We start from the raw sequence: 23,130 nt of genomic DNA, 5'->3' as shown, positions 1-23,130 counted from the left end.
AAGAGGCGATTATATGATTAATCAAGTAACTTTAGTAGGCAGATTAACTAAGGAACCAGAATTGAAATGGACCGCGGAAGACAGGGCTGTTTTGAATTTAACCTTGGCTTTAAATCGGTTTGGTAAAAATAAAAGAGTTGATAATGATGCTGACTTTATTCAATGTGTTATTTGGGGTAAAAGAGCAGAGGCCACTGCAGAGTTCTGTGCTAAAGGACAATTAGTAGGAGTAGTTGGCGAACTACAATCTCGGAATTATTTAAATAAAGAAGAACAGAAAATTTATATTACGGAAGTTTTAGTTCATCAGATTCGGTATTTATCAAGTCGAAATAAAGATGAAAGAGTAGTTAATATACCTCAAGAAGAGGATGAATGATGTAATACTTTGTTATAAAGAGCCATATTTCATAATGAATTTTAAAAATCCCACCCCAAAAAACAACAAAATCAATAAATTATCAGCTCAATTTGTAATGGAAAAATTTTCCAATTTTAGTTACTTCGCACATTTAATTCATTAAGTGAACAATCAGGAAACCTTTTATTAATTGACTAAATCCCCACGGCGAGTTAGGCTAGATTGATTTTCACAGAAAATACAACCAGTAGCAATAGAAATCAGACAATAAAGGCAATTTACAAATATTGCAGGAAAACGGATACTATTTGAAAGTGTGTCATACATGCTTAATTTTTCAGTAACCAAGCTGATAGTTTCGTATGGTACGATTATCCTCGAAAGTTATCAAGGAGGGAAAATAATTACATGAAGAAGACAGTAGTAGCCATTGCGGCTGGTTTAATTATTGCAGGATCTGGTTCAACTCAAGCTTTTGCAGCTGAGTATAAAGTGCAAGATGGTGATTCACTATGGAAAATATCAAATGAAAATAATGTCTCTATAAAACAATTGAAAGAAGATAACAATTTGAGTTCTGACATTATTTTTCCGAACCAAACATTGCAAGTAAATAGTAGTGAGAAAAAATCCACTACTAATAACAATTCTGAATACACAGTTGTTGCAGGAGATACACTTGGACATATCGCTGTTGATAAAGGTGTAACAGTTAATCAACTTAAATCGTGGAATAATCTTTCTTCAGATTTAATATTAGTAGGTCAAAAATTATCTATTGGTAATAAAGCTTCAGCAAGTGAAAGTAATGCTTCAGAAAACAATTCAACAGCAAATAATTCAGCCAATAATAAAGTAACAGAACAACCGAAAGAAGAAAAGGCGGCTCCAACAACTCAAAAATCAACTTCTTCTAATGAAGCATCTTCAAACAGTTCTTCAGCACAAGGTAATGTTTCAAAAGAGTTAACGGTAACTGCGACAGCATATAGTAAAGCTGAACCTGGCATGGGCCACATGACAGCGACAGGGATTGATTTAAATGATAATTCAAGAGTAATTGCAGTTGATCCATCTGTTATTCCTTTAGGTTCAAAAGTTTATGTTGAAGGATACGGACAAGCAATTGCAGCTGATACTGGTGGTGCAATTAAAGGTAATAAAATTGATGTACATTTAAACTCAGTACAAGAAGCTAACAACTGGGGCGTAAAACAAGTTAAAGTACAAATTTTAGATTAATTCATTCCATATAGAAAGACTGTGAATGGCGTAATGCTATTTGCAGTCTTTTTTATAGATTAAAAATAGGAAGCATCCTTGTTTTATGATAAACTTATACATAATAAAGTTTTTTAGGAGATACATATGAAAAAGAAGGAAATTTCAATTTTAAATATACCTTTCTATAATACGACGCAAGCAGGATTTGTGGAGGAGCTATACATGGCCGCGAAGAACGGGGAGCGTCGGTTTGTTGTAACGGCTAATCCAGAAATTGTTATGCATGCTCGTACTGATAAGGAGTTCGAAGCAATATTAGGGCAAGCTGATTATATTGTACCCGATGGTATTGGGATTATAATGGCTTCAGAAAAACTTGGAGAGCCTTTAAAAGAACGGGTTACTGGTTATGACACGATGGTTGGTCTATTAAATAAGCCACTAAGTTGTTATTTTTTAGGAGCAAAACCGGAAATTAGTGAGGTTGTAGAGGCCAAAGTGCGGGAAAAATTTCCACAGGCAGTTGTTTGTGGTGTTCATCATGGTTACTTTGATGTATTAGAAAGTGAAGCAATTGCTAAGGAAATACTCGTAGCACAACCAGATGTGATTTTTGTCGCTCTAGGTTCACCTGCTCAAGAAAAATGGATTTTGTCTCAGATTGCTAATTTTACTAAAGGCATTTTTATTGGTGTAGGTGGAAGTTTTGATGTCTTAACAGATAGTGTAAAGCGCGCGCCAAAAATATGGATAAAATTAAGGTTAGAATGGGTATACAGGCTCCTTTCTAATCCTTCAAGATGGAGACGTTTTTTTGCAATACCTCAATTTATGCTTGTTATTAGAAAAGAGCGCAAGCGTTTGAAAAAGGGTGAGTAAATGTATTTTCAAGAAGCGAGACTAATTCATGCAGAACTTCCTCTTATTGCACCATTTAAAACAAGTTATGGTGAGCTAAACAGTAAAGATTTTTATATTATTGAGTTAGTGAATGAGGAGGGTATACGTGGTTATGGAGAGTTGGAAGCTTTTCCGTTACCTGACTATACAGAAGAGACTTTGGGCACTGCTATTTCTATTATTAAACAGCATTTGTTGCCAATCCTTGCGCAGAAAGAAATACGAACTCCTGAAGAGGTTAACCAGATGTTTAGCTGGATTCAAGGAAATGAAATGGCGAAAGCGGCTGTGGAGCTTGCTGTTTGGGATGCTTTTGCAAAAAATGAGAAGCTCTCATTAGCTAAAATGATTGGCGCAAAGAAGGACTCGATTGCGGTTGGCGTGAGCATTGGTGTGCAGCATAGTGCGGAAGCGTTAGTCCAGTTAGTTAGTCAATATATGGATGAAGGCTACGAAAGAGTGAAGTTGAAAATCGCACCTAAGAAAGATATTCAATTTGTTAAAGCTGTTCGAGAAAAATTTCCTAATCTAAGCTTGATGGCTGATGCGAATTCAGCGTATAATAGAGAAGATTTCTTGTTGTTAAAAGAATTAGATCACTTTAATTTAGAAATGATTGAGCAACCATTTGGAACTAAGGATTTTGTGGAGCATGCTTGGTTGCAAAAAAAATTAAAAACGCGTATTTGTTTGGACGAGAATATTAGGTCATTAGATGATTTGAAACAGGCTCATATGTTAGGAAGTTGTCAGGCAGTTAATTTAAAATTAGCGCGCGTTGGTGGTATGTCTGAGGCTCTTAAGATAGCGAGGTATTGTAGCGATAATAATTTGCTTGTCTGGTGTGGCGGCATGCTTGAAGCTGGTATAGGTAGGGCTCACAATATTGCACTTGCTGCTAGAGCGGAATTTACTTTCCCAGGAGATATTTCTGCATCAAATCGTTATTTTAATGAAGATATTGTTTCGCCAGCATTTGTATTAAATCAAGGAAAACTCACTGTGCCAACTGGTCAAGGGGTTGGAGTTGCTTTAGATTTAGATGTGCTACAAAAATATACTAAATCAACAGAAAGAATTTTGCTAAATAAAGGATGGAGCTGAAAAAATATTGCTAATATGGAGTATATTGATTAGCTTTGCAGTTGGTATCATTATGGTGCCGATAATTAGGAAGTTTGCTTTCCGAATTAATGCGGTTGATACACCGCGTGAAAGACACAAACATACAAAAACTACAGCCACTTTAGGTGGATTAGCTATTTTTATAAGTTTTTCGGTAGGGATGATCTTAGCCCCAATAGATAAATCAGGTTTCTTGCCAATTTATTTCGGAGCATTAATTATTATTGCGACAGGCTTTATAGATGATATATTTGATTTATCACCAAAATGGAAAATGTTAGGACAGATTTTAGCTGCTCTTTGCGTAACTGTCTGGGGAGACATTACTATTAACTTTATTAACGTCCCATTCTACGGACAAGTAGATTTTGGGTATTTTGCGATTCCATTATCGATTATTTGGATTGTTGCAATTGTGAATGCGTTAAACTTAATTGATGGATTAGATGGTCTCGCTGGTGGTATTTCTATTATTGCTTTAATGACCATTGCAGGTATGGCTTTGCTTTTGAAAGATGTTTTTGTTGCGCCGGTTGCGTTAATTCTTGTAGCAGCAGTTGCGGCTTTCTTGATTTATAATTTCCCGCCTGCTAGTATTTTTATGGGAGACACTGGAGCGTTATTCCTTGGTTATATGATTGCTGTTTTATCACTTATGGGTTTTAAAAACGTTACTTTCATCTCATTGTTAGTACCACTTATTATTTTAGGTGTACCTTTGTCAGATACTTTTTTTGCTATTGTAAGAAGACTAAAAGAGCGGATACCGATATCTTCAGCGGATAGATCTCATATTCACCATAGGCTGATGGCGCTAGGATTTACAGAGAAACAGACGGTGTTACTAATCTATTGTATGGCATTACTATTCTCCATGACGGGCTTCGTATTTTCGTTTTCCACTACTTGGGGAGCAATGTTATTACTGTTATTATTAATTTTTAGTATTGAGATTATTGTTGAATTTATTGGGTTAATTGGTGAGGATTACCGACCAATCTTAAATTTACTTCAAAAAATACATCGAAAACGAAAATAAAAAGACCAACAACTATTTATTAGTTGTTGGTCTTTTTTTAATTAGAAGTGCTAGTTGTGTTAGAACTTTCGTCTGAATACGGTGCTGCACCAGGGAATGGTTGTTTAATTCCAAGTTCATCAGCAAATTCATTCGAAATACTTTGCACAGAGCTTTCATCAAGTTTGTAGTAATAAATACCGTCCATTGGGTTGCTATCCCCTTTTAAGTTAAGGGATTTAATATCAATTTTATTTGTCATTCCATATTTTGCGATAGAAAGCATTTGATTGAAAGTTAAGTTGGTTTTCATGTTATCTCCAACAACTTCAATGATATCGGAATATTTGCTTACAGAAGAAATGGATGTTGCTTCGCTTACAATAGATTTAATGATTAGTTGTTGACGTTTGCCACGTTCGATATCACTATCGATGTGTCGTGTACGAGCTAGTGCTAAAGCTTGCTCAGCGTTAAGGTGTTGAGGACCTTTTTTTAGAGTGATTGCACCGGCGTTGTCTTTAGAATCTTGCTCAGTGAAGTCCACTGGAACATCTACATCAATTCCGTCTAAAGCATCCACAATTTTTAAGAATGCATCAAAGTCAAAACGAACATAATAATCAATTGGAATCTTAAATTCTTCTTCTACGGTTTTCATTGTAAGTTCTGGACCACCGTAAGCATGAGCTGCGTTAATTTTCGTGTATTTATCAATGTCTTTGGCGGAATCTTCAATATGAACATAAGAATCACGCGGAATACTAGTCATCTCTATGCGTGAATCTTTGACATTAAATGTTGCTAAGATTAGTGAATCGCTTCGAGGGTTACCATTTTCGGCCCGTGTAGAGCTGGTATCAACACCAATAATTAAAATAGAAAAACTATCTTTTATAGGTTCAATGTCATTTGTTCGAAGTGTAGAGGCTTTTCCGTTCCTTACATTATCATAAGAGTTATCTGCTGCGAGTTTTGTTTTACTAAAAAGATAAGTGCCGTATCCGACACCTGCAAGTACTAAGCACATTACAGGAATTAGAATCCAGAATAAAATTTTTCTTCTACGTTTGTATTTCTTGCTGCTTCTTCGGCTATCATCAGTGCCTTTACTCATATATTAATTCTCCTTATAGTCACTTTTCTAAGTTTTATTGTATCATTTGTTGCATTAAAGAATGTTACGCCCGATTTACGGTTTCTTTAATTTTTAAACTTTGATGTTATTATACAGAAATTACTCGAAAAAAAATACAAAAAAGATGATATCTTTCAAAAATGTAATATTTGTCCTATTTCAGTAGCATTCGATAATTACTGATTTCACAAATCCTACCAGAATGTAAATCTAGTTCTTGCCCAGTTGTGGTAAGCTCAAAACCAAGCTTTTTCAGTAGTTTGATTGAAGCTACATTATCTGGTAGAACTTTTGCTGTAAGCACTTTATAGGGAAGATAGGGCTTTACAGTGGTTAAAAATGTTGTCAAAATTTCAAACATAAAACCTTGGCGCCAATGACTTTTTGCTAGTTCATAGCCAATTTCGATTGTCTGGTTCGTTTTGTTAATATCATTAATTCCAAGCGAACCAATTGCATGTAAAGAATCATCAGTTGTGAAAATGGTGTATCTGCAAGCATTTGGTTCATTTTCAATTGCTTGAATCATTTCTTCTGCTTGAAGAATAGTAGAGAATTTTTCGATGTTCATAAACTGAGCTACCTCATCATCAGACCAAATATCAAATAATGTAGTAGCATCTGCAATAGAGGTTTTTTTTAATATAGTTCGTTTAGTAAGAATAGTATCTGGTAATTGGATAAATACGTTTGTGGACATACTAAGTGACATCCTTTTCTCTATATTTTTGTGGTCCTTCTTTATATTCAAGTTGTCCATTTGAAATCTCAGTGATCCAGTTGAAAAAATCTTGCAGTTCGTCGTTATCAACAAAAATATGAAGTACTACTTTTTCAGTGAACTCTTTTTTGTCGATTTGATATGCTTTTAGTTCAAGCGCATTTTCGATTTTTCCTAAAAGTGGATAAGCAAAAGAGCATTCAACAATAGTGGCTAGTTTGCATTCGACAATACCGATTGCTTGAATAGCTTCACTAACAGCATTACCATATGCGCGGACTAGGCCGCCTGCACCTAGTTTTGTTCCTCCAAAATAACGAGTAACTACAACAGCAACATTTTTTAAAGACTTCTTTTTTAAGACCTCTAGCATTGGAACGCCAGCTGTTCCACTTGGTTCTCCGTCGTCATGCGCTTTTTGATATTGGTCATTTTCTCCTATAATATAAGCAGAACAATTATGGGTAGCATCACGATGCTCTTTTTTGATTTCTTGAATAAAGGTTTGTGCTTCAGTTTCTGTTGTAGCTCGCTTAATGTGGCAGATAAAGCGGGACTTTTCAATAATTATTTCGTGTTTTCCATCGCTATGGATGGTTAAATAATGATCCAACATAAGGAACCTCCATAAGTTGATGCATTTAGCCTGCTTTTATTTTATCCGAAAGCAAAGCGATTGTATAGATATTTTTCTAAGTGCAGTGGGTGAAGTGACGGCAAATTCGTGTTATAATAAAAACTACTATTACTTTAGACTGGTTTTCAATTACATTTTATAGGCATATAGGAGTAATTTTCTTGGGCTATACAGTATAATCAAGGTATAGTTTGTGTTGAAAATAGGTAAGTTTGAGTAAATAGTACTTAAAAGAGAAATGTTTAATTGCCAATTTTATGGCAGGGATTATAAGGTTAAGCGGTTTTGCTACTTAAAAAGGATGATGTTTTCGATTGCAAAGAGGCTTGGTGAAATTAGATAAGTGAAGGAGGAGTAGTCATTATGGCACTCAAAATCATGATTGTAGATGATCATCAGTTGTTTCGCGAAGGTATCAAGCGAATTTTAGAGTTGGAAGATTCTTTTGAGGTCGTAGCGGAAGCTGAAAATGGTAAAAATATCGTAGCAAAAGTTCGCGAATATAAACCAGATATTGTTTTAATGGATATTAATATGCCAACTGTCAACGGACTAGATGCAACTGAAATGCTAGTACGTCAATTTCCTAGCATCAAAGTAATCGTCTTGACTATTCATGATACAGATGAATATGTAACAGAAGCGCTTAGAGCTGGAGCAGTCGGTTATTTATTAAAAGAAATGGATGCCCATGAACTTGTAGAAGCTGTAAAAATTGTTGATAATGGAGGCGCGTATATTCATCCACGTGTAGCGATTAAATTAATTCGTGAATACCGCCATTTAGCAAGCACTAACACTTCTCAAGGTGTTTATGGCTACCAACAACCTGAAGTCAAAATGCCACTACACATCTTAACGCATAGAGAGTGCGAGGTATTGCAACTTCTTACCGATGGAAAAAGTAACCGCGGAATTGGGGAGACACTTTTCATTAGTGAAAAAACAGTAAAAAACCATGTAAGTAGTATTTTACAAAAAATGAAAGTGAATGATAGGACTCAAGCGGTGGTAACGGCAATCAAGCACGGCTGGGTATATATTCGCTAAAGAAATATCAGGGGGACTATATGAACGAAAAAATAGCAGTGGTTACTGACAGCACAACTTATTTGCCAAATGAAGTGAAAGAGCAGCTACGAATTAATGTCGTGCCACTTTCTGTAATAATTGACGGAAAATCTTATCGTGAAGGTGAGGAGTTATCTGCGGCTGATTTTTACAGAAAAGTAAAAGAAGCTGAGAATTTCCCAACTTCCTCTCAACCTGCCCCAGGAGATTTCATTCACTTGTTCGAACAGCTGAAAGAACAAGGTTTTGATACTGTAATTAGTATTCATCTATCAAGCGGTATTAGTGGAACGTTTCAGAATGCGGCTTCAGCAGGAGAGTTAATTGAGGGGCTAAATGTCGTCGCTTATGATTCTGAGCTTTCTTGCATGGCGCAAGGAATGTTTGTAGTTAAAGCAGCTGAAATGGCTTTGGCAAATGAGCCGCTGGACCAGATTATCCAAAAACTAGATAAAATAAAACAGGCACAAGATGCTTATTTTATGGTAGATGATTTAAATAATTTACAGCGTGGCGGCCGTTTGAATGGAGCACAAGCCCTTGTTGGTAGCTTGCTTCAAATTAAACCGATTCTTCATTTTAATGATAAACAAATTGTCCTCTTTGAAAAGGTTAGAACGCAAAAAAAGGCATTGAAACGAATTGAAGATATTCTTCAAAAAGCCGTTCAAAACAAAACGGCAGAAAAAGCTTATGTCATTCATGGCAATGATCTAGCGAAGGGTGAAGCATGGCTTGCACAACTAGAAGCGAAATTCCCAGAAGTAACATTTGAATTAAGTTATTTTGGTCCAGTCATTGGAACTCACTTGGGTGAAGGTGCGCTTGGCTTAACTTGGTCAATAAAATAAAAAATCTCCAGCTAAAAGCTGGAGATTTTTTTCATGGAGACTAAATTTGTTTTTTCAGTAGTTTTGGATGGCAAAAATACTCGTTTTCGTCTAAAAGAAATACTTGTTTTGTTTATAAGTATGCGGTCGAAAACAAGGATTTCGTTTCTGCAATAAAAAAAGAAAAAGTGTATAACTAAGGGGAGGTGAATACAGATGGACATCTTCCCGGGAAGGCTTTATCAAGAACGTGAAATAGAGAGTAAAGAGGGCTTAAGAGAAGTAGTAGCAATAGAATCAAACAAATGCTTTCGATGTGGAAATACGGATGTGCAGTTATTTGGCAAAATGTCCTGTGCATTATGTAAGAGAGAGGATTGTATTTATTGCAGAAATTGCATTGTGATGGGACGAGTAAATAGTTGCCAAAAATTATACTATCAACATGCTAGGTTATTACTAGAGACAAAGGAAGTATTATTGAGGTGGGAAGGAGCTTTGTCAGCGGGACAGCGAAAAGCATCCAACGCGATAGTCGTTAATTTAAAAGCAAAAACGGATATGTTGCTATGGGCAGTTGCCGGATCTGGAAAAACGGAGATGATGTTTGAAGGAATGGACTGGGCTTTGCGACAAGGCTTTAGAATTTGTGTTGCTTCTCCGAGAGTGGATGTTTGTTTAGAGCTTCTTCCACGTTTAAAAGAAGCTTTCCCTAGCATAGATATTGTTTGTCTATATGGAGACTCAAAAGATAACTACCAAGGAGAGCAGTTCGTGATAGCGACGACCCATCAGCTTATTCGCTTTTATGAAGCGTTTCAAGTTATTTTTATTGATGAAGTAGATGCATTTCCTTATGCGAAAGATCCTTTTTTAGAATATGCCGTTATGAAAGCCAGAACAAAAGAAGGTTCAACAATAATAATCACAGCAACCCCAGAGAAAAAGTGGCAAGAAGAGTGTGTAAGAGGAAAACGTAATTTTGTGAAAATTCCCGGACGATATCACCGAAAGAAACTGCCTGTGCCGAGAACGTGCTGGATTGGCCCGTGGAAAAAGAATCTAGCTAAAGGGAAAATAACTCCTAAGCTTATCCAGTGGATGAATGATGTGAAGAAGAAAGATCAGCCGGCTTTAATTTTCTTTCCAGAAATTGATGCTATGAATAAATTTGCAAATGCACTTGAAAATAAAGGCTATGCCAGCCCAGTGACAGTTCATTCAGCCGATGAATTGCGTAAAGAGAAAGTGGAATGGCTACGAAAAGGGAAAATCAAGCTGTTATTAACAACTACAATTTTAGAGAGAGGTGTTACTTTTACAGATGTGCAAGTAGCGGTGTTTGGAAGTGAAGCTCGTATTTTTACGGAAGCTGCTTTAGTTCAAATTTCAGGAAGGGCAGGTAGGAAATTATCTCATCCGACTGGAGACGTTTGCTTTTTTCATTACGGTAAAACAATAGAAATGAAGCAAGCTATCTCCCACATTCAAAAAATGAATCAACAAGGAGTGATAGAAGGGATGCTAGATGACTAATTGCTTACTTTGTTTTCAACCAGTTAGGCAAAGCGCCAGTTGGGAAATAAGTTGGTTATTTGAACCTTTGCCAATTTGTTGTGATGCATGCTTAGCGGGATTTGAAAAACTAACTGGCTTACTATGTAAAAATTGTAGTAAAGAATCCTTAGATGATGTCTGCGAGGATTGCCGAAGTAGAACACATTTTTTAGATAGTAATAAATCCATTTATCGTTACAATGATTTCGCCAAAGACTATATGAAGAAGTTTAAATTTCAAGGGGATTATGAAATAGGGGCTATTTTCAAAAAGGAATTAAGGAACTTTCTATCAGAAAAGAAAGAGAAGATTGTACCAATTCCAGTAAGCGAGATGCGGAAAGTAGAACGTGGATTTAATCAAACAACCGCAATATTAAAACAATCTGGCATCCTATATGAAGAGCTTTTAGCCAAAAAGCATACAGAAAAGCAATCTAAAAAAACAAAGAGGGAACGATTAGCATCTGAACAAACATTTTACTTTTCTGGAAAAGAAATTTATGAGTCAACAGAAGTAATATTATTTGATGATATTTACACCACAGGAAGCACACTTAACCTAGCAGCGCAAATCTTAAAAGAAGCCGGAGTGTACAAGGTGAGTGCGCTAACGATATTCAGATAGATGATATTTATCTTCTAAAAGAGGTTTGCGGAAGCGGTATTAGTGGAATAAAATACTAAATAAAGATAAGTGAATGTAAGCTTCTTAGCTCTTTGTGCAAATGTTTGCAAAACACATCGTTTTCACGTAGACTAAGGGTAAGAAGAATACTCTTCTTTATCGTTATTTTGTTTTATTTCAAAGGAGGAATTGCTATGCTTAAGTACAACATTCGTGGAGAAAATATTGAAGTAACAGAACCGATCCGAGATTATGTTGAAAAGAAAATCGATAAATTAGAACGATATTTTACGGAGACTCCAGACGCTAACGTTCATGTTAATTTAAAAGTATATTCCGATAAAAATGCGAAAGTTGAAGTGACCATTCCGCTCCCAAATCTTGTGCTACGTGCAGAAGAAACAAGTGGAGATTTATATGCTAGCATCGACTTAATTGTAGATAAATTAGAAAGACAAATTCGCAAACATAAAACAAAAGTAAACCGCAAGTTCCGTGACAAAGGGGCAGAAAGAGATTATTTTGCTTATTCTGATGTTAACGGCAGCACACCACCAGAAGAAAATGAAGGAGATTTTGATCTTGAAATTGTAAGAACAAAACAATTTTCATTAAAACCGATGGATAGTGAAGAAGCTGTTTTACAAATGAATTTGCTGGGTCATAGTTTCTATGTTTACACTGATGCGGAAACAAACGGTACCAATATTGTTTATTCTCGTAAAGACGGCAAATATGGTTTGATTGAAACAAATTAATTTAAAATAATAATTAACAGATGGGGGCCAATCTTGGTCTCCATTTTTTTACTCTTAGATGAAGAATTTATGGCATTTTGATAATTTTATTGATTAAAAAGAGATAACCAGTTGTATATTTTAGTTAATAAGTGATAGAATTAGTTTGTATATTTAAGTGAAGATAATTCCTGAAAGTTATTATAGATGAAACTGCGCGATGACAGCGAAAACAGTAGAGGAGAATTTAAATGGCTGGACTATTGAAAAAGATTTTTGAATCAGGAAAAAAAGATGTTAAATATTTGGAGAGAAAAGCAGATGAGATTATTGCTTTAGCGGATGAAACTGCTGCTCTTTCGGATGATGCTCTACGTGAAAAAACAGTAGAGTTTAAAGAGCGTGTTCAAAAAGGTGAAACACTGGATGACTTATTGGTAGAAGCATTTGCTGTTGCCAGAGAAGGTGCGAAGCGTGCGCTAGGATTGTATCCATTTAAAGTTCAATTAATGGGTGGGATTGTTCTCCACGAAGGTAACATTGCAGAGATGAAAACTGGTGAAGGTAAAACGTTAACAGCGGCACTACCAGTTTATTTAAACGCGCTTTCTGGTGAAGGTGTGCATGTTGTTACAGTCAACGAATACTTAGCTCATCGTGATGCTGAAGAAATGGGCGTTTTATACAATTTCCTTGGACTTTCTGTAGGGCTAAACCTAAATGCTTTATCGAGCACAGAAAAACGAGAAGCTTATGCATGTGATATTACGTATAGCACAAATAATGAATTAGGATTTGACTATTTACGTGATAATATGGTTGTTTACAAAGAAGAAATGGTACAACGTCCGCTAGCTTTTGCTGTTATCGATGAAGTCGATTCCATTTTGGTCGATGAAGCGAGAACACCATTAATTATTTCTGGTGAAGCAGAAAAATCGACTATTCTATATGTGCGTGCAAATACTTTTGTCCGTACTCTTACAGAAGAGGAAGATTATACAGTTGATATTAAAACAAAATCTGTTCAATTAACCGAAGATGGTATGACAAAAGGAGAAAACTACTTTGATGTAGAGAACCTTTTTGATTTGGAAAATACCGTAATTTTACATCATATTGCTCAAGCGTTAAAAGCTAACTATACAATGAGCCTAGATGTCGATTATGTTGTTCAAGATGATGAAGTATTAATCGTTGACCAATTCACTGGTCGTATTATGAAAGGTCGTCGTTTCAGTGAAGGTTTACACCAAGCGCTTGAAGCAAAAGAAGGCGTAACTATTCAAAACGAATCCAAAACAATGGCGACAATTACATTCCAAAACTATTTCCGTATGTATAAAAAACTTGCAGGGATGACGGGTACTGCAAAAACGGAAGAAGAAGAGTTCCGCGATATTTATAATATGCGCGTTATTGAAATCCCAACTAATAAAGTAATTATTCGTGATGACCGTCCTGATTTAATTTACACAACGATTGAAGCGAAATTTAATGCAGTGGTAGAAGATATTGCCGAACGTCATGCAAAAGGACAACCCGTATTAGTCGGTACAGTTGCGATTGAAACATCCGAACTTATTTCTAGCAAATTAAAACGCAAAGGAATTAAGCATGATGTACTAAACGCGAAGCAACATGAACGTGAAGCTGATATCATTAAACATGCAGGTGAACGTGGCGCGGTAGTAATCGCAACCAACATGGCTGGTCGTGGTACGGATATCAAACTTGGTGAGGGTACGATTGAAGCTGGAGGTTTAGCAGTTATTGGTACAGAACGTCATGAATCACGTCGTATAGATAACCAATTACGTGGTCGTTCTGGACGTCAAGGAGACCCTGGTGTGACTCAATTTTATCTTTCTATGGAAGATGAATTGATGCGTCGTTTCGGTTCAGACAATATGAAATCAATGATGGAACGCTTTGGTATGGCAGAAGATGCTATCCAAAGTAAAATGGTTAGTCGTGCAGTTGAATCCGCACAAAGACGTGTGGAAGGAAATAACTTTGATTCCCGGAAACAAGTTTTACAATATGATGATGTACTTCGCCAACAACGGGAAGTTATCTATAAACAGCGTTATGAAGTAATTAATGCAGAAAACAGTTTGCGTGAAATTATTGAACAAATGATTCAACGAACGGTCAACTTTATCGTTTCTAGTAATGCATCAAGCCATGAACCTGAAGAAGCTTGGAATCTACAAGGAATTATCGACTATGTGGATGCGAACTTACTTCCTGAAGGCACTATCACACTAGAAGATCTACAAAATAGAACAAGCGAAGATATTCAAAATTTAATTTTAGATAAAATCAAAGCGGCTTACGACGAAAAAGAAACACTACTACCTCCAGAAGAATTTAACGAATTCGAAAAAGTAGTATTGCTTCGTGTTGTTGATACTAAATGGGTTGATCATATTGATGCCATGGATCATTTACGTGACGGTATTCATTTACGTGCATACGGTCAAATTGATCCGCTTCGTGAGTATCAATCAGAAGGCTTTGAAATGTTTGAAGCAATGGTATCGTCCATCGATGAAGATGTTGCTCGTTATATTATGAAAGCAGAAATTCGCCAAAACCTTGAACGTGAGCAAGTTGCCAAAGGGGAAGCAATTAATCCTGCTGAAGGTAAACCAGAAGCGAAACGCCAACCAATCCGCAAAGATCAACACATTGGACGTAATGATCCATGCCCATGTGGTAGCGGCAAAAAATATAAAAATTGTCACGGTAAAGAAGCATAGATTGAAACAATTTAAAAAGCGCCTGAAAGACGGCGCTTTTTGCTATGAAAGTTTATAAGTAAATTTAAAAAAGGTGGAATTAGAATGGAATTAGCAGAAATTCGTAATGAATTAGAAAAAACAGCGCAGCAAATCAAAGACTTTAGGGGGTCTCTTTGACTTAGACAGTATGGAAGTTCGAATCGCTGAGCTAGAAGACCAAATGTTAGATCCGAATTTTTGGAATGACCAACAAGCGGCACAGAAAGTAATTAATGAGTCAAACGGATATAAAGAAACATACCAAGCTTTTCATGCGCTAGAAGAAGAACAAGAAAGTATGGAAATTAGTCTAGAATTATTAAAAGAAGAAGCAGATGAAGATTTACAAGAAGAATTAGAAAAAGATATTAAAGCTTACATGGCGACTATTAGTGAGTTTGAATTAAAACTGATGCTAAGTGATCCATATGACAAAAATAATGCTATTTTAGAACTTCATCCAGGTGCTGGTGGTACAGAATCACAAGACTGGGGTTCGATGTTACTTCGTATGTATCAACGTTGGTCTGAGAAGAAAGGCTTTAAAGTAGAGATGCTTGATTACCAAGCAGGGGACGAAGCTGGAATAAAAAGTGTCACGTTACTTATAAAAGGCCACAATGCTTACGGCTATTTAAAAGCGGAAAAAGGGGTGCATCGTCTAGTGCGTATTTCGCCATTTGACTCATCCGGCAGACGTCATACATCATTCGTTTCCGTGGATGTAATGCCTGAATTAGATGATGATATTGAAATTGAAGTACGTACAGAAGACTTGAAAATTGATACGTACCGCGCAACTGGTGCAGGTGGACAACATATCAATACAACTGACTCAGCTGTTAGGATGACACATATTCCATCCGGCATCGTTGTAACGTGCCAATCTGAGCGTTCTCAGCTTAAAAACCGTGAACAGGCAATGAAAATGTTAAAAACAAAATTATACCAAAAAGAACAAGAGGAAAAAGAACGCGAGCTAGCAGAAATTCGAGGAGAACAAAAAGAAATTGGTTGGGGAAGCCAAATTCGTTCCTATGTTTTCCACCCTTACTCCATGGTGAAAGATCATCGCACAAATTACGAAACCGGTAATATTCAAGCGGTAATGGATGGAGACTTAGATGAATTTATCAATGCATATTTGCGTTCTAGGATTGGATAAAAGAGATGGCAAATAAAAGAAAGAAACAACCGTTATCCCCAGTTGTTTCTAAATTAATTGAGTATATTTATGTCATTATAGGTGCAGCTCTCATCGCACTTGCTTTTAATGTTTTACTACTCCCGAATCACGTTGCTTCTGGCGGAGTGAGCGGGATAAGTACGATCATTAACTATTTAACAGGTTGGAATCCTGCTTTTATTCAGTGGGCATTTAATATTCCTTTATTTCTAGCGGGATTATTCTTTTTAGGCTATCAATTCGGGTTGAAAACTTTTGTCGGCACGATGCTTTTACCGTTCTTTGTGTATTTAACGCAAGGCTTGGAGCCATGGACGCATGAACCTCTTGTAGCTGCTTTGTTTGGCGGCGTACTTGTAGGAATGGGACTTGGAATCGTTTTTCGAGGCAAAGCATCTACTGGTGGCACGGATGTCGCTGCACAAATTTTGCATAAGTATTCTCATCTAACATTGGGAATTTGTGTGGCTTTGATTGATGGATTCGTTGTTATTTCGGCAATGTTTGTTTTTGACATTGAATCAGGGCTGTACGCACTTGTCGGATTATTCGCTACAAGTAAAACAATTGATTTGGTACAAGTTGGTTTAAATCAATCCAAAACAGTCTTTATTATTTCTGAAAATCAAGAAGCAATCCGCCAAGCAATTCTGTTTAAAATTGACCGAGGCATTACTCGGCTCTCCGCAAAAGGTGGATATACAGAGGATGACAAGCAAATTTTATTATGTGTGATTGCGCAAAGTGAATTTTCAAGGTTAAAAGAAGTTATAAAAGAAATAGACCCAGAGGCTTTTGTGGTTGTAATGAGCGCAAGTGAAGTAATGGGTGAAGGTTTTACTTCATAAAAAAGTACCATTTCCTAACTTTTTTAGTCAGGAAATGGTACTTTTTTTAAGTTTTCAGGCCCGCTTTTTGACAATTTGATGACAGGCGAGTTTAGCCTAGTTGCAGACCTCGAGCTATTTTAACTAGATTGGTCTATTCCGCTAGCTAGAACTGTAATGATTTTTAATGTACCTGTAATGTTATTTAGGGTAAAAACAAGTTACAATGTTAGCAGTAGAAAAGACCAATGTGGGTTCTTTTTTATTTTGTCTTAATAACACTAGACCGCAGACATATATATAAATTGGAAATCAACGTAATAATCGTATTTCCTATTACAATAATCGAGATATTGTCACACCCTGAAATATAATTGTAATGCAATTAACCTATAGATGAAAAACTGTCATGGTATAATTAAGCTTATGTTGTGAGTTTAAATTCGTACCTACAAACAACTCATCTTCATGGTTACCATGCATTACCTAAAATGTAACTCAGTAGAAAGGCATAGTAAGGTGATAAAATGATATTAATGGAAGATGTTTATAAGAAATACCCTAACGGCATAACAGCTGCCAATGGACTCAACATTAACATTGGCGAAGGGGAATTTGTTTATGTAGTAGGCCCGAGTGGTGCTGGTAAATCTACCTTCATCAAAATGATTTACAGAGAAGAACGAGCGACAAAAGGCAAAATCATCGTAGACAAATTTGATTTGATTAATATGAAAAATCGTGAAATCCCATATCTTCGTCGTAACGTAGGCGTGGTATTCCAAGATTACAAATTACTTCAAAGCAAAACAGTTTATGAAAACATTGCTTATGCGATGGAAGTGGTTGAAACAGAGCCATCCGTAATTAAAGAACGTGTTATGGAAGTACTAGATTTAGTCAACCTTAAGCATAAAGTAAGAATGTTGCCGGATGAACTTTCCGGTGGTGAGCAACAGCGGATATCCATTGCCCGCTCCATTGCAAATATGCCTAAAGTATTAATAGCAGATGAACCGACCGGTAACCTAGATCCTGATACTTCATGGGAAATCATGAATATCCTTGAAGAAATAAGCAATCGCGGAACAACCATCGTGATGGCAACCCACAACAAAGAAATTGTTAACACATTGAAACACCGGGTAGTCGCTATCGAGAATGGAAGAATTGTTCGAGATGAGCAGCAAGGAGAATATGGCTATGAAATTTAGGACTGTAGGAAGACATATAAGAGAAAGTTTTAAGAGCCTTTACCGGAATGGTTGGATGACCTTTGCAGCAGCGAGTGCAGTAACAGTAACACTTATCTTAGTCAGCGTGTTTTTTGCAATATTGATCAACATGAACAAGCTTGCAACGGATGTAGAAAACAATGTACAAATTAACGTACATATTTCTCTAAGCGCAGACAAGAAACAGCAGCAAGAACTTGAGAAAAACATTGAGAAGATTGATGGAGTTGATAGTGTCAGCTTTTCTTCTAAGGATGACGAATTGAAGAAATTAGTTGGTGCGTACGGCAAAAACTTCGAATTGTTTAAACAAGATAATCCACTATACGATGTGTTTGTTGTAGAGGCTAAAGAGCCCACACAAACAAAGACTATTGCTAAAAAAGTAGAAAAATTACAGTACGTAGATAATGTAGAATATGGTGAGAAAACAGTCGATAAATTGTTTGATACCTTGAAATGGGGACGATATGCTGGTATTATACTAAGCATTGGGTTGTTACTAACAGCGATGTTCTTAATATCAAACACAATCAAGATTGCAATTTTCTCCCGTCGAAGAGAAATAGAAATAATGAAATTAGTAGGAGCGACCAACTGGTTCATACGCTGGCCTTTCGTTTTAGAAGGTGCTTGGCTAGGATTAATTGGCTCGATTGTACCAGTTGTGTTAACATTTATAGGCTATGTTAATATTTACAACTTGGTGAATCCGAAGTTAGTGACAAGCTCACTATCACTTCTGCCTCCAACACCATTCGCTTATCAAATTAGTGGCTTGATTATTGCAATCGGCGTACTAATCGGGATTTGGGGAAGCGTAATATCTATCCGCAGATTCTTGAAAGTCTAACTCAGAAAATTACTTAAATCGAAATAAAAATAATTTAAAAGAAAAAGCTAGGGAGCTTTTTAGGAGGTAAACTTTTTGAAAAAGAATACGTTTATTGCGATTTCACTCGCAGCAGTTATCAGTTTGACGCCAGCTTTTACGACTAATGTTTTCGCGGACGTGAATACAGACATTCAAAACCAAGATAAAAAAATTAACGACATCAAGTCTAAAAAAACAGATTTACAATCAGATCTTTCTGGTTTAGTAGCAGACCTTGAGAAAGCTCAAGAAAAAGCTAAATCTCTACAAGGAGAATTTGATAAAACAGGCAAAGAACTAAAAAAACTTAATGAAGATATTAAAAGTATCAATGAACGTATTAAAGAACGCGAAACTGTTTTAAAAGAACGTGCTCGTGCGATGCAAAAAACTTCTAATTCTAATGCTTATCTTGAAGTTATCTTAGATGCAGAAAATCTTTCTGACTTAGTTGGTCGTGTTTCTGCAGTTAACCAATTAGTTGATTCTGATAAATCTATTTTAGAAGATCAACAAAATGATGAAAAAGCTTTAAAAACAAAACAAACTGCTGTTAAGAAAAAACAAGAAGATCAAGCAACAGCAATTCATGAATATGAAGCACAACAAAATAAAATCGAAGCACAAAAAGCTGAAAAAGAAGCAATCGTTGCTCAACTAGCTTCTGATCAAGCAAGTGCTGAAAATGCAAAAGCTGGTCTTGTAAGTGAACGTGATAAAGCAGCTAAAGAAGCTACAGCACGTGCGACAGCTTTACGTGAAGCAACATCTTCAAACGTTGGACAAGAATCAAGTAGTTCAGCTACTTCTACATCAAGTGGAAAATCTAATACAACGAAAAATGTTGCATCAAATGATAACAATTCAGCACCAAGCGCAGCAACACCATCTAGTGGCGGATACTCAGCAATGATTGCTGCAGCTAACGCACAACTTGGAAAACCTTATAGCCTTGGAGCAACTGGACCAAGCGCATTTGACTGTTCAGGATTTACTTCTTATGCTTTCCGTGCAGCTGGTGTTTCTCTTCCAAGAACATCTGGTGGACAATATGCAGCAGCATCTAAAATCAGCGCTAGCCAAGCAAAACCAGGTGACTTAGTATTCTTTAACTATGGTAGCGGAATTGCTCACGTTGGAATTTATGTTGGTGGCGGTCAAATGATTAACGCTCAAAACAATGGCGTTAAATATGACAACATCACTAGCGGTTACTGGGCTAAATATCTTGTAGGATATGGCCGCGTAGCTAACTTCTAATTATTATTGAAAAGTTAAAAAGCACCTTTGTCGTTTTAAACAAAGGTGCTTTTTTATATGGTATGGTAAAGGGAATTATGAAGTTCCTAGTCAAATAGAGAATAGAAAAGGAGCTTAAAATGTTAAAAAAATATGGGGTAGTAACGATTCTTAGCCTATTGGTTATTTCCGCGCCACTAACTGGTGCGCACGCGGATACTATCAATGATATGCAAAAGCGCCAAAATGAAATTGAACAAAAAAAATCAGAACTAGATAAAAATATAGACTCGAAAAACTCGGAATTAAATCATTTAGAAAGTGCTGAAAAAGACGCTGCAAAAGAATTAGAATCACTTATGAAAAGTCTTGATGCCACTAACAAGAAATTAAAAGAGCAGGAAGATAAAGTGAGCTCTGAAAACGAGAAACTAAAGAAATTGCAAAAAGAAATGGAAAAACTGCGCAATGATATTCGCGATCGTCAAAAAGTACTTGATAATCGAGCGCGTGCTATCCAAACAACTGGAACAGCCACTTCTTATTTAGATATGATTTTTGAAGCAGATGATTTTAAAGAACTTGTTGACCGCGTGACAGTTGTATCCGCAATTGTAAAAGCGGACCAAAACATTATGCAAGACCAAAAAGATGATCAAGATAAACTAAAAGTAGCAGAATCTGCTTCTCAGAAAAAACTAGAGAATCTAAAAGTACTTGCAGTGGAATTAGAAGTTTCGAAAAACAATATGGAAAGTCAAAAACAAGAAAAAAATGATTTAGTTATGGCTCTAGCAAACAAAAAAGACTTAACTAAGAGCGAACAAACCCTTTTAGCTAGTGAACAAGGTGCGCTTACTGATGAAGAAAAACGACTTGCTTCTAATATCGCAGGTGAAAAAGCAAAACAAGAGGCTGCAATTAAAGCCGCTGAAGAGAAGCGAATGCAAGAAGCCGCAGCAGCAAGCGCTAAAAGTTCCTCTGTTGTTAAACAACAACCAAGTTCAGATTCAAGTGGAGCTACAGAAACAGTAAGTTCCGGTGGAGGCCAATTTATTAAACCAGCTTCTGGTATATTAACTTCTGGATTTAGCGAACGAACAAATCCCGTGACTGGCAAATACGAATCCCACAAAGGTCAAGATATTGCAGGTGGCGGTACAGTTACTGTTTCAGCTGCAGCATCAGGAACAGTTGTATTTTCAGGGTTTGGCGCATCAGGTAGTGGATTTGGTGGTTATGGTTATGTAGTAAAAATTGACCATGGCAATGGATTCCAGACACTATACGGACATATGCGTGCAGGTAGCTTGAAAGTAGTTACCGGCCAACAAGTTTCCCAAGGCCAACCGATTGGTATTATGGGATCAACAGGTCAATCGACAGGACAACATCTACATTTTGAAATACATAAAAACGGTATTCCAGTCGATCCAGCACCTTATATTTAATTCAAAAACCATTGATGAAAAATCAATGGTTTTTTTCTTGTGTTGAAACGAACTGGAATAGGCTAATTGCAGATTTTATGATATGATACTACTATCAGTTTGTGTAAGAAAAGGGGGAACACAATGGGACTGTTGGCTTATCTGTTAGTGATTTTGCTAATTTTAAATGTATTCTTTGCGGCAGTGACGGTCTTCTTAGAAAGACGCGATACATCCGCCACTTGGGCTTGGTTGCTAGTCTTAACTTTTGTTCCGATATTTGGTTTCATTATCTATTTGATTTTTGGGAGAAAATTATCAGGCAAAAAGATTTTCGATTGGAAGGGACAAGAAAAAATTGGGATACAGGAATCTACTGCCAATCAAATAGAAATGATACGGCAAAAAGAATTTCCATTTAGCGATCCGAATGTGAAAAAGCATCGTGATTTAATCTATTTATTACTCGTAAACGATGGTGCTATTTTAACGCAAGACAATGAAGTGGAACTTTTTGTAGATGGACATGAGAAATTCGATGCGCTAATTGCTGATATTGAAAAAGCGAAAGATCATATACATCTCATCTATTATATTTTTCATTCTGATGAACTAGGCAATCGCTTAATGCGCGTGCTGGAAAGAAAAGCAGCAGAAGGTTTAAATGTGAAAATTATTTATGATGCAATGGGTTCAAGGACAACGAAAAAATCATTTTTCCGTACGTTTCAAAAAAATGGTGGTCTAGTTAGACCTTTTTTTCCGTCTAAATTACCATTGATTAACTTTCGTCTCAACTACCGAAATCACCGGAAATTGGCTATAATCGATGGAGATGTTGGTTATATTGGTGGTTTTAATATTGGTGATGAATATCTTGGGGCATCGAAGAAATTTGGTTACTGGCGTGATACACATTTACGTGTACATGGAAAAGCTGTTTATGCGATGCAAACTCGCTTTATTATGGACTGGAATTCTGCATCATCCACACATAAAATTGATTACAAAGCGCGATACTTCCCGACTTTTCATGGGAAAGGTCATACAAGTATGCAAATTGTTTCGAGTGGTCCTGATTCCGAATGGCAACAAATCAAAAATGGTTACATCAAAATGATCAATGCTGCTAAAAAAACAATTTATTTACAATCACCTTATTTTATTCCAGATGCAAGTTTGCTTGAAGCAATCAAAATCGCAGCACTTTCTGGGGTAGATGTCAGGGTTATGATTCCTAATAAGCCTGACCATGCTTTTGTTTACCGCGCAACTACTAACTACGCCGGTGAATTAATGGAAACGGGAGCGAAAATCTTTATTTATGATAATGGTTTTATCCACGCGAAAACACTCGTTGTAGATGGCGAAATTGCTTCAGTTGGAACCGCGAATATGGATTTCCGGAGTTTCCGACTTAATTTTGAAGTAAATGCTTTTATTTATGAAAAACAAATGGTGCAAAAACTAGAAGATGCCTTTTTGGAAGATATTCTAAAATCGTATCAACTAACACCTGAATTATATGCAAAACGATCTTTATGGATTAAATTTAAAGAAGCGGTAAGCCGACTTTTATCGCCTATATTATAGAAGTATTAGGGAA

The 23,130-nt window shown here is 36.4% G+C and carries 21 protein-coding genes; 18 read left to right on the top strand and 3 right to left on the bottom strand.

What is annotated here, in order from left to right; genetic code table 11:
- The first annotated feature begins 13 nt into the window (after positions 1–13).
- From GL301_RS12745 to GL301_RS12725, 5 genes are all read left to right on the top strand, one after another.
- On the top strand, positions 14–379 hold the full coding sequence (locus tag GL301_RS12745) for a single-stranded DNA-binding protein (RefSeq protein ID WP_003727895.1): 366 nt from the start codon (positions 14–16) through the stop codon (positions 377–379).
- Positions 380–769: 390 nt separating this feature from the next.
- Complete coding sequence (locus GL301_RS12740) at positions 770–1,603, top strand: resuscitation-promoting factor (protein WP_003726763.1); 834 nt, start codon at positions 770–772, stop codon at positions 1,601–1,603.
- A 126-nt stretch (positions 1,604–1,729) separates the two neighbouring features.
- On the top strand, positions 1,730–2,464 hold the full coding sequence (locus GL301_RS12735) for a WecB/TagA/CpsF family glycosyltransferase (protein ID WP_003726762.1): 735 nt from the start codon (positions 1,730–1,732) through the stop codon (positions 2,462–2,464).
- Entirely contained in the window at positions 2,465–3,589 is a 1,125-nt protein-coding gene (gene menC / locus GL301_RS12730) for an o-succinylbenzoate synthase (protein WP_003727896.1), read from the top strand. It abuts the gene before it with no gap.
- A gap of 7 nt (positions 3,590–3,596) precedes the next feature.
- On the top strand, positions 3,597–4,649 hold the full coding sequence (locus GL301_RS12725) for a glycosyltransferase family 4 protein (RefSeq protein WP_003727897.1): 1,053 nt from the start codon (positions 3,597–3,599) through the stop codon (positions 4,647–4,649).
- A gap of 37 nt (positions 4,650–4,686) precedes the next feature.
- Here GL301_RS12725 and GL301_RS12720 read toward each other — a convergent pair whose 3' ends face one another.
- The 3 genes from GL301_RS12720 to GL301_RS12710 form a co-directional block, all read right to left on the bottom strand.
- Complete coding sequence (locus GL301_RS12720; RefSeq protein WP_003726230.1) at positions 4,687–5,745, bottom strand: LCP family protein; 1,059 nt, start codon at positions 5,743–5,745, stop codon at positions 4,687–4,689.
- A 175-nt stretch (positions 5,746–5,920) separates the two neighbouring features.
- The gene (locus GL301_RS12715) at positions 5,921–6,466 is read right to left on the bottom strand and encodes a GNAT family N-acetyltransferase (protein WP_003742943.1); all 546 of its coding nucleotides are present in this window, start codon (positions 6,464–6,466) and stop codon (positions 5,921–5,923) included.
- A gap of 1 nt (position 6,467) precedes the next feature.
- Positions 6,468–7,103 (bottom strand): YigZ family protein, encoded by a 636-nt coding sequence (locus GL301_RS12710; RefSeq protein WP_003727898.1) that lies wholly within the window; start codon positions 7,101–7,103, stop codon positions 6,468–6,470.
- A 384-nt stretch (positions 7,104–7,487) separates the two neighbouring features.
- On the opposite strand from GL301_RS12710, the gene degU reads away from it, so the two are divergent.
- The 13 genes from degU (at position 7,488) to cls (ending at position 23,117) form a co-directional block, all read left to right on the top strand.
- Entirely contained in the window at positions 7,488–8,174 is a 687-nt protein-coding gene (gene degU / locus GL301_RS12705) for a two-component system response regulator DegU (protein ID WP_003722647.1), read from the top strand.
- Positions 8,175–8,194: 20 nt separating this feature from the next.
- Positions 8,195–9,046, top strand: a complete 852-nt coding sequence (locus GL301_RS12700; RefSeq protein ID WP_003726227.1) for a DegV family protein — start codon at positions 8,195–8,197, stop codon at positions 9,044–9,046.
- 195 nt (positions 9,047–9,241) lie between these two features.
- On the top strand, positions 9,242–10,561 hold the full coding sequence (locus tag GL301_RS12695; RefSeq protein ID WP_003726226.1) for an ATP-dependent helicase ComFA: 1,320 nt from the start codon (positions 9,242–9,244) through the stop codon (positions 10,559–10,561).
- Positions 10,554–11,210 (top strand): ComF family protein, encoded by a 657-nt coding sequence (locus GL301_RS12690; RefSeq protein ID WP_003726225.1) that lies wholly within the window; start codon positions 10,554–10,556, stop codon positions 11,208–11,210. Before GL301_RS12695 ends, GL301_RS12690 begins: the two co-directional genes overlap by 8 nt.
- 194 nt (positions 11,211–11,404) lie before the next feature.
- A complete protein-coding gene (hpf, locus tag GL301_RS12685) occupies positions 11,405–11,968 on the top strand; it encodes a ribosome hibernation-promoting factor, HPF/YfiA family (RefSeq protein WP_003722643.1) in 564 nt (187 codons plus the stop codon).
- Positions 11,969–12,198: 230 nt separating this feature from the next.
- Entirely contained in the window at positions 12,199–14,712 is a 2,514-nt protein-coding gene (gene secA / locus GL301_RS12680) for a preprotein translocase subunit SecA (RefSeq protein ID WP_274758810.1), read from the top strand.
- A gap of 84 nt (positions 14,713–14,796) precedes the next feature.
- A protein-coding gene (gene prfB / locus GL301_RS12675; protein WP_010959056.1) for a peptide chain release factor 2 occupies positions 14,797–15,898 on the top strand; the annotation gives its coding sequence in 2 pieces (ribosomal slippage) (positions 14,797–14,868 and positions 14,870–15,898; 1,101 coding nt in all).
- A 5-nt stretch (positions 15,899–15,903) separates the two neighbouring features.
- Positions 15,904–16,767, top strand: a complete 864-nt coding sequence (locus tag GL301_RS12670) for a YitT family protein (protein ID WP_003726223.1) — start codon at positions 15,904–15,906, stop codon at positions 16,765–16,767.
- 506 nt (positions 16,768–17,273) lie between these two features.
- Complete coding sequence (gene ftsE, locus GL301_RS12665; RefSeq protein ID WP_003726222.1) at positions 17,274–17,960, top strand: cell division ATP-binding protein FtsE; 687 nt, start codon at positions 17,274–17,276, stop codon at positions 17,958–17,960.
- A complete protein-coding gene (gene ftsX / locus GL301_RS12660) occupies positions 17,950–18,834 on the top strand; it encodes a permease-like cell division protein FtsX (protein WP_003722639.1) in 885 nt (294 codons plus the stop codon). Before ftsE ends, ftsX begins: the two co-directional genes overlap by 11 nt.
- A 75-nt stretch (positions 18,835–18,909) precedes the next feature.
- A complete protein-coding gene (locus tag GL301_RS12655) occupies positions 18,910–20,115 on the top strand; it encodes an NlpC/P60 family protein (RefSeq protein WP_003727902.1) in 1,206 nt (401 codons plus the stop codon).
- Between the two features lie 119 nt (positions 20,116–20,234).
- Positions 20,235–21,545, top strand: a complete 1,311-nt coding sequence (locus tag GL301_RS12650) for a murein hydrolase activator EnvC family protein (protein ID WP_003727903.1) — start codon at positions 20,235–20,237, stop codon at positions 21,543–21,545.
- A 123-nt stretch (positions 21,546–21,668) separates the two neighbouring features.
- Positions 21,669–23,117, top strand: a complete 1,449-nt coding sequence (gene cls / locus GL301_RS12645) for a cardiolipin synthase (protein WP_003722636.1) — start codon at positions 21,669–21,671, stop codon at positions 23,115–23,117.
- Positions 23,118–23,130 lie beyond the last annotated feature (13 nt).

This window comes from Listeria sp. LM90SB2 (assembly GCF_028867355.1).
GTDB classification, from domain to species: Bacteria; Bacillota; Bacilli; order Lactobacillales; family Listeriaceae; genus Listeria; species Listeria monocytogenes_B.
This window is presented reverse-complemented; position numbering and strand designations above follow the sequence as displayed.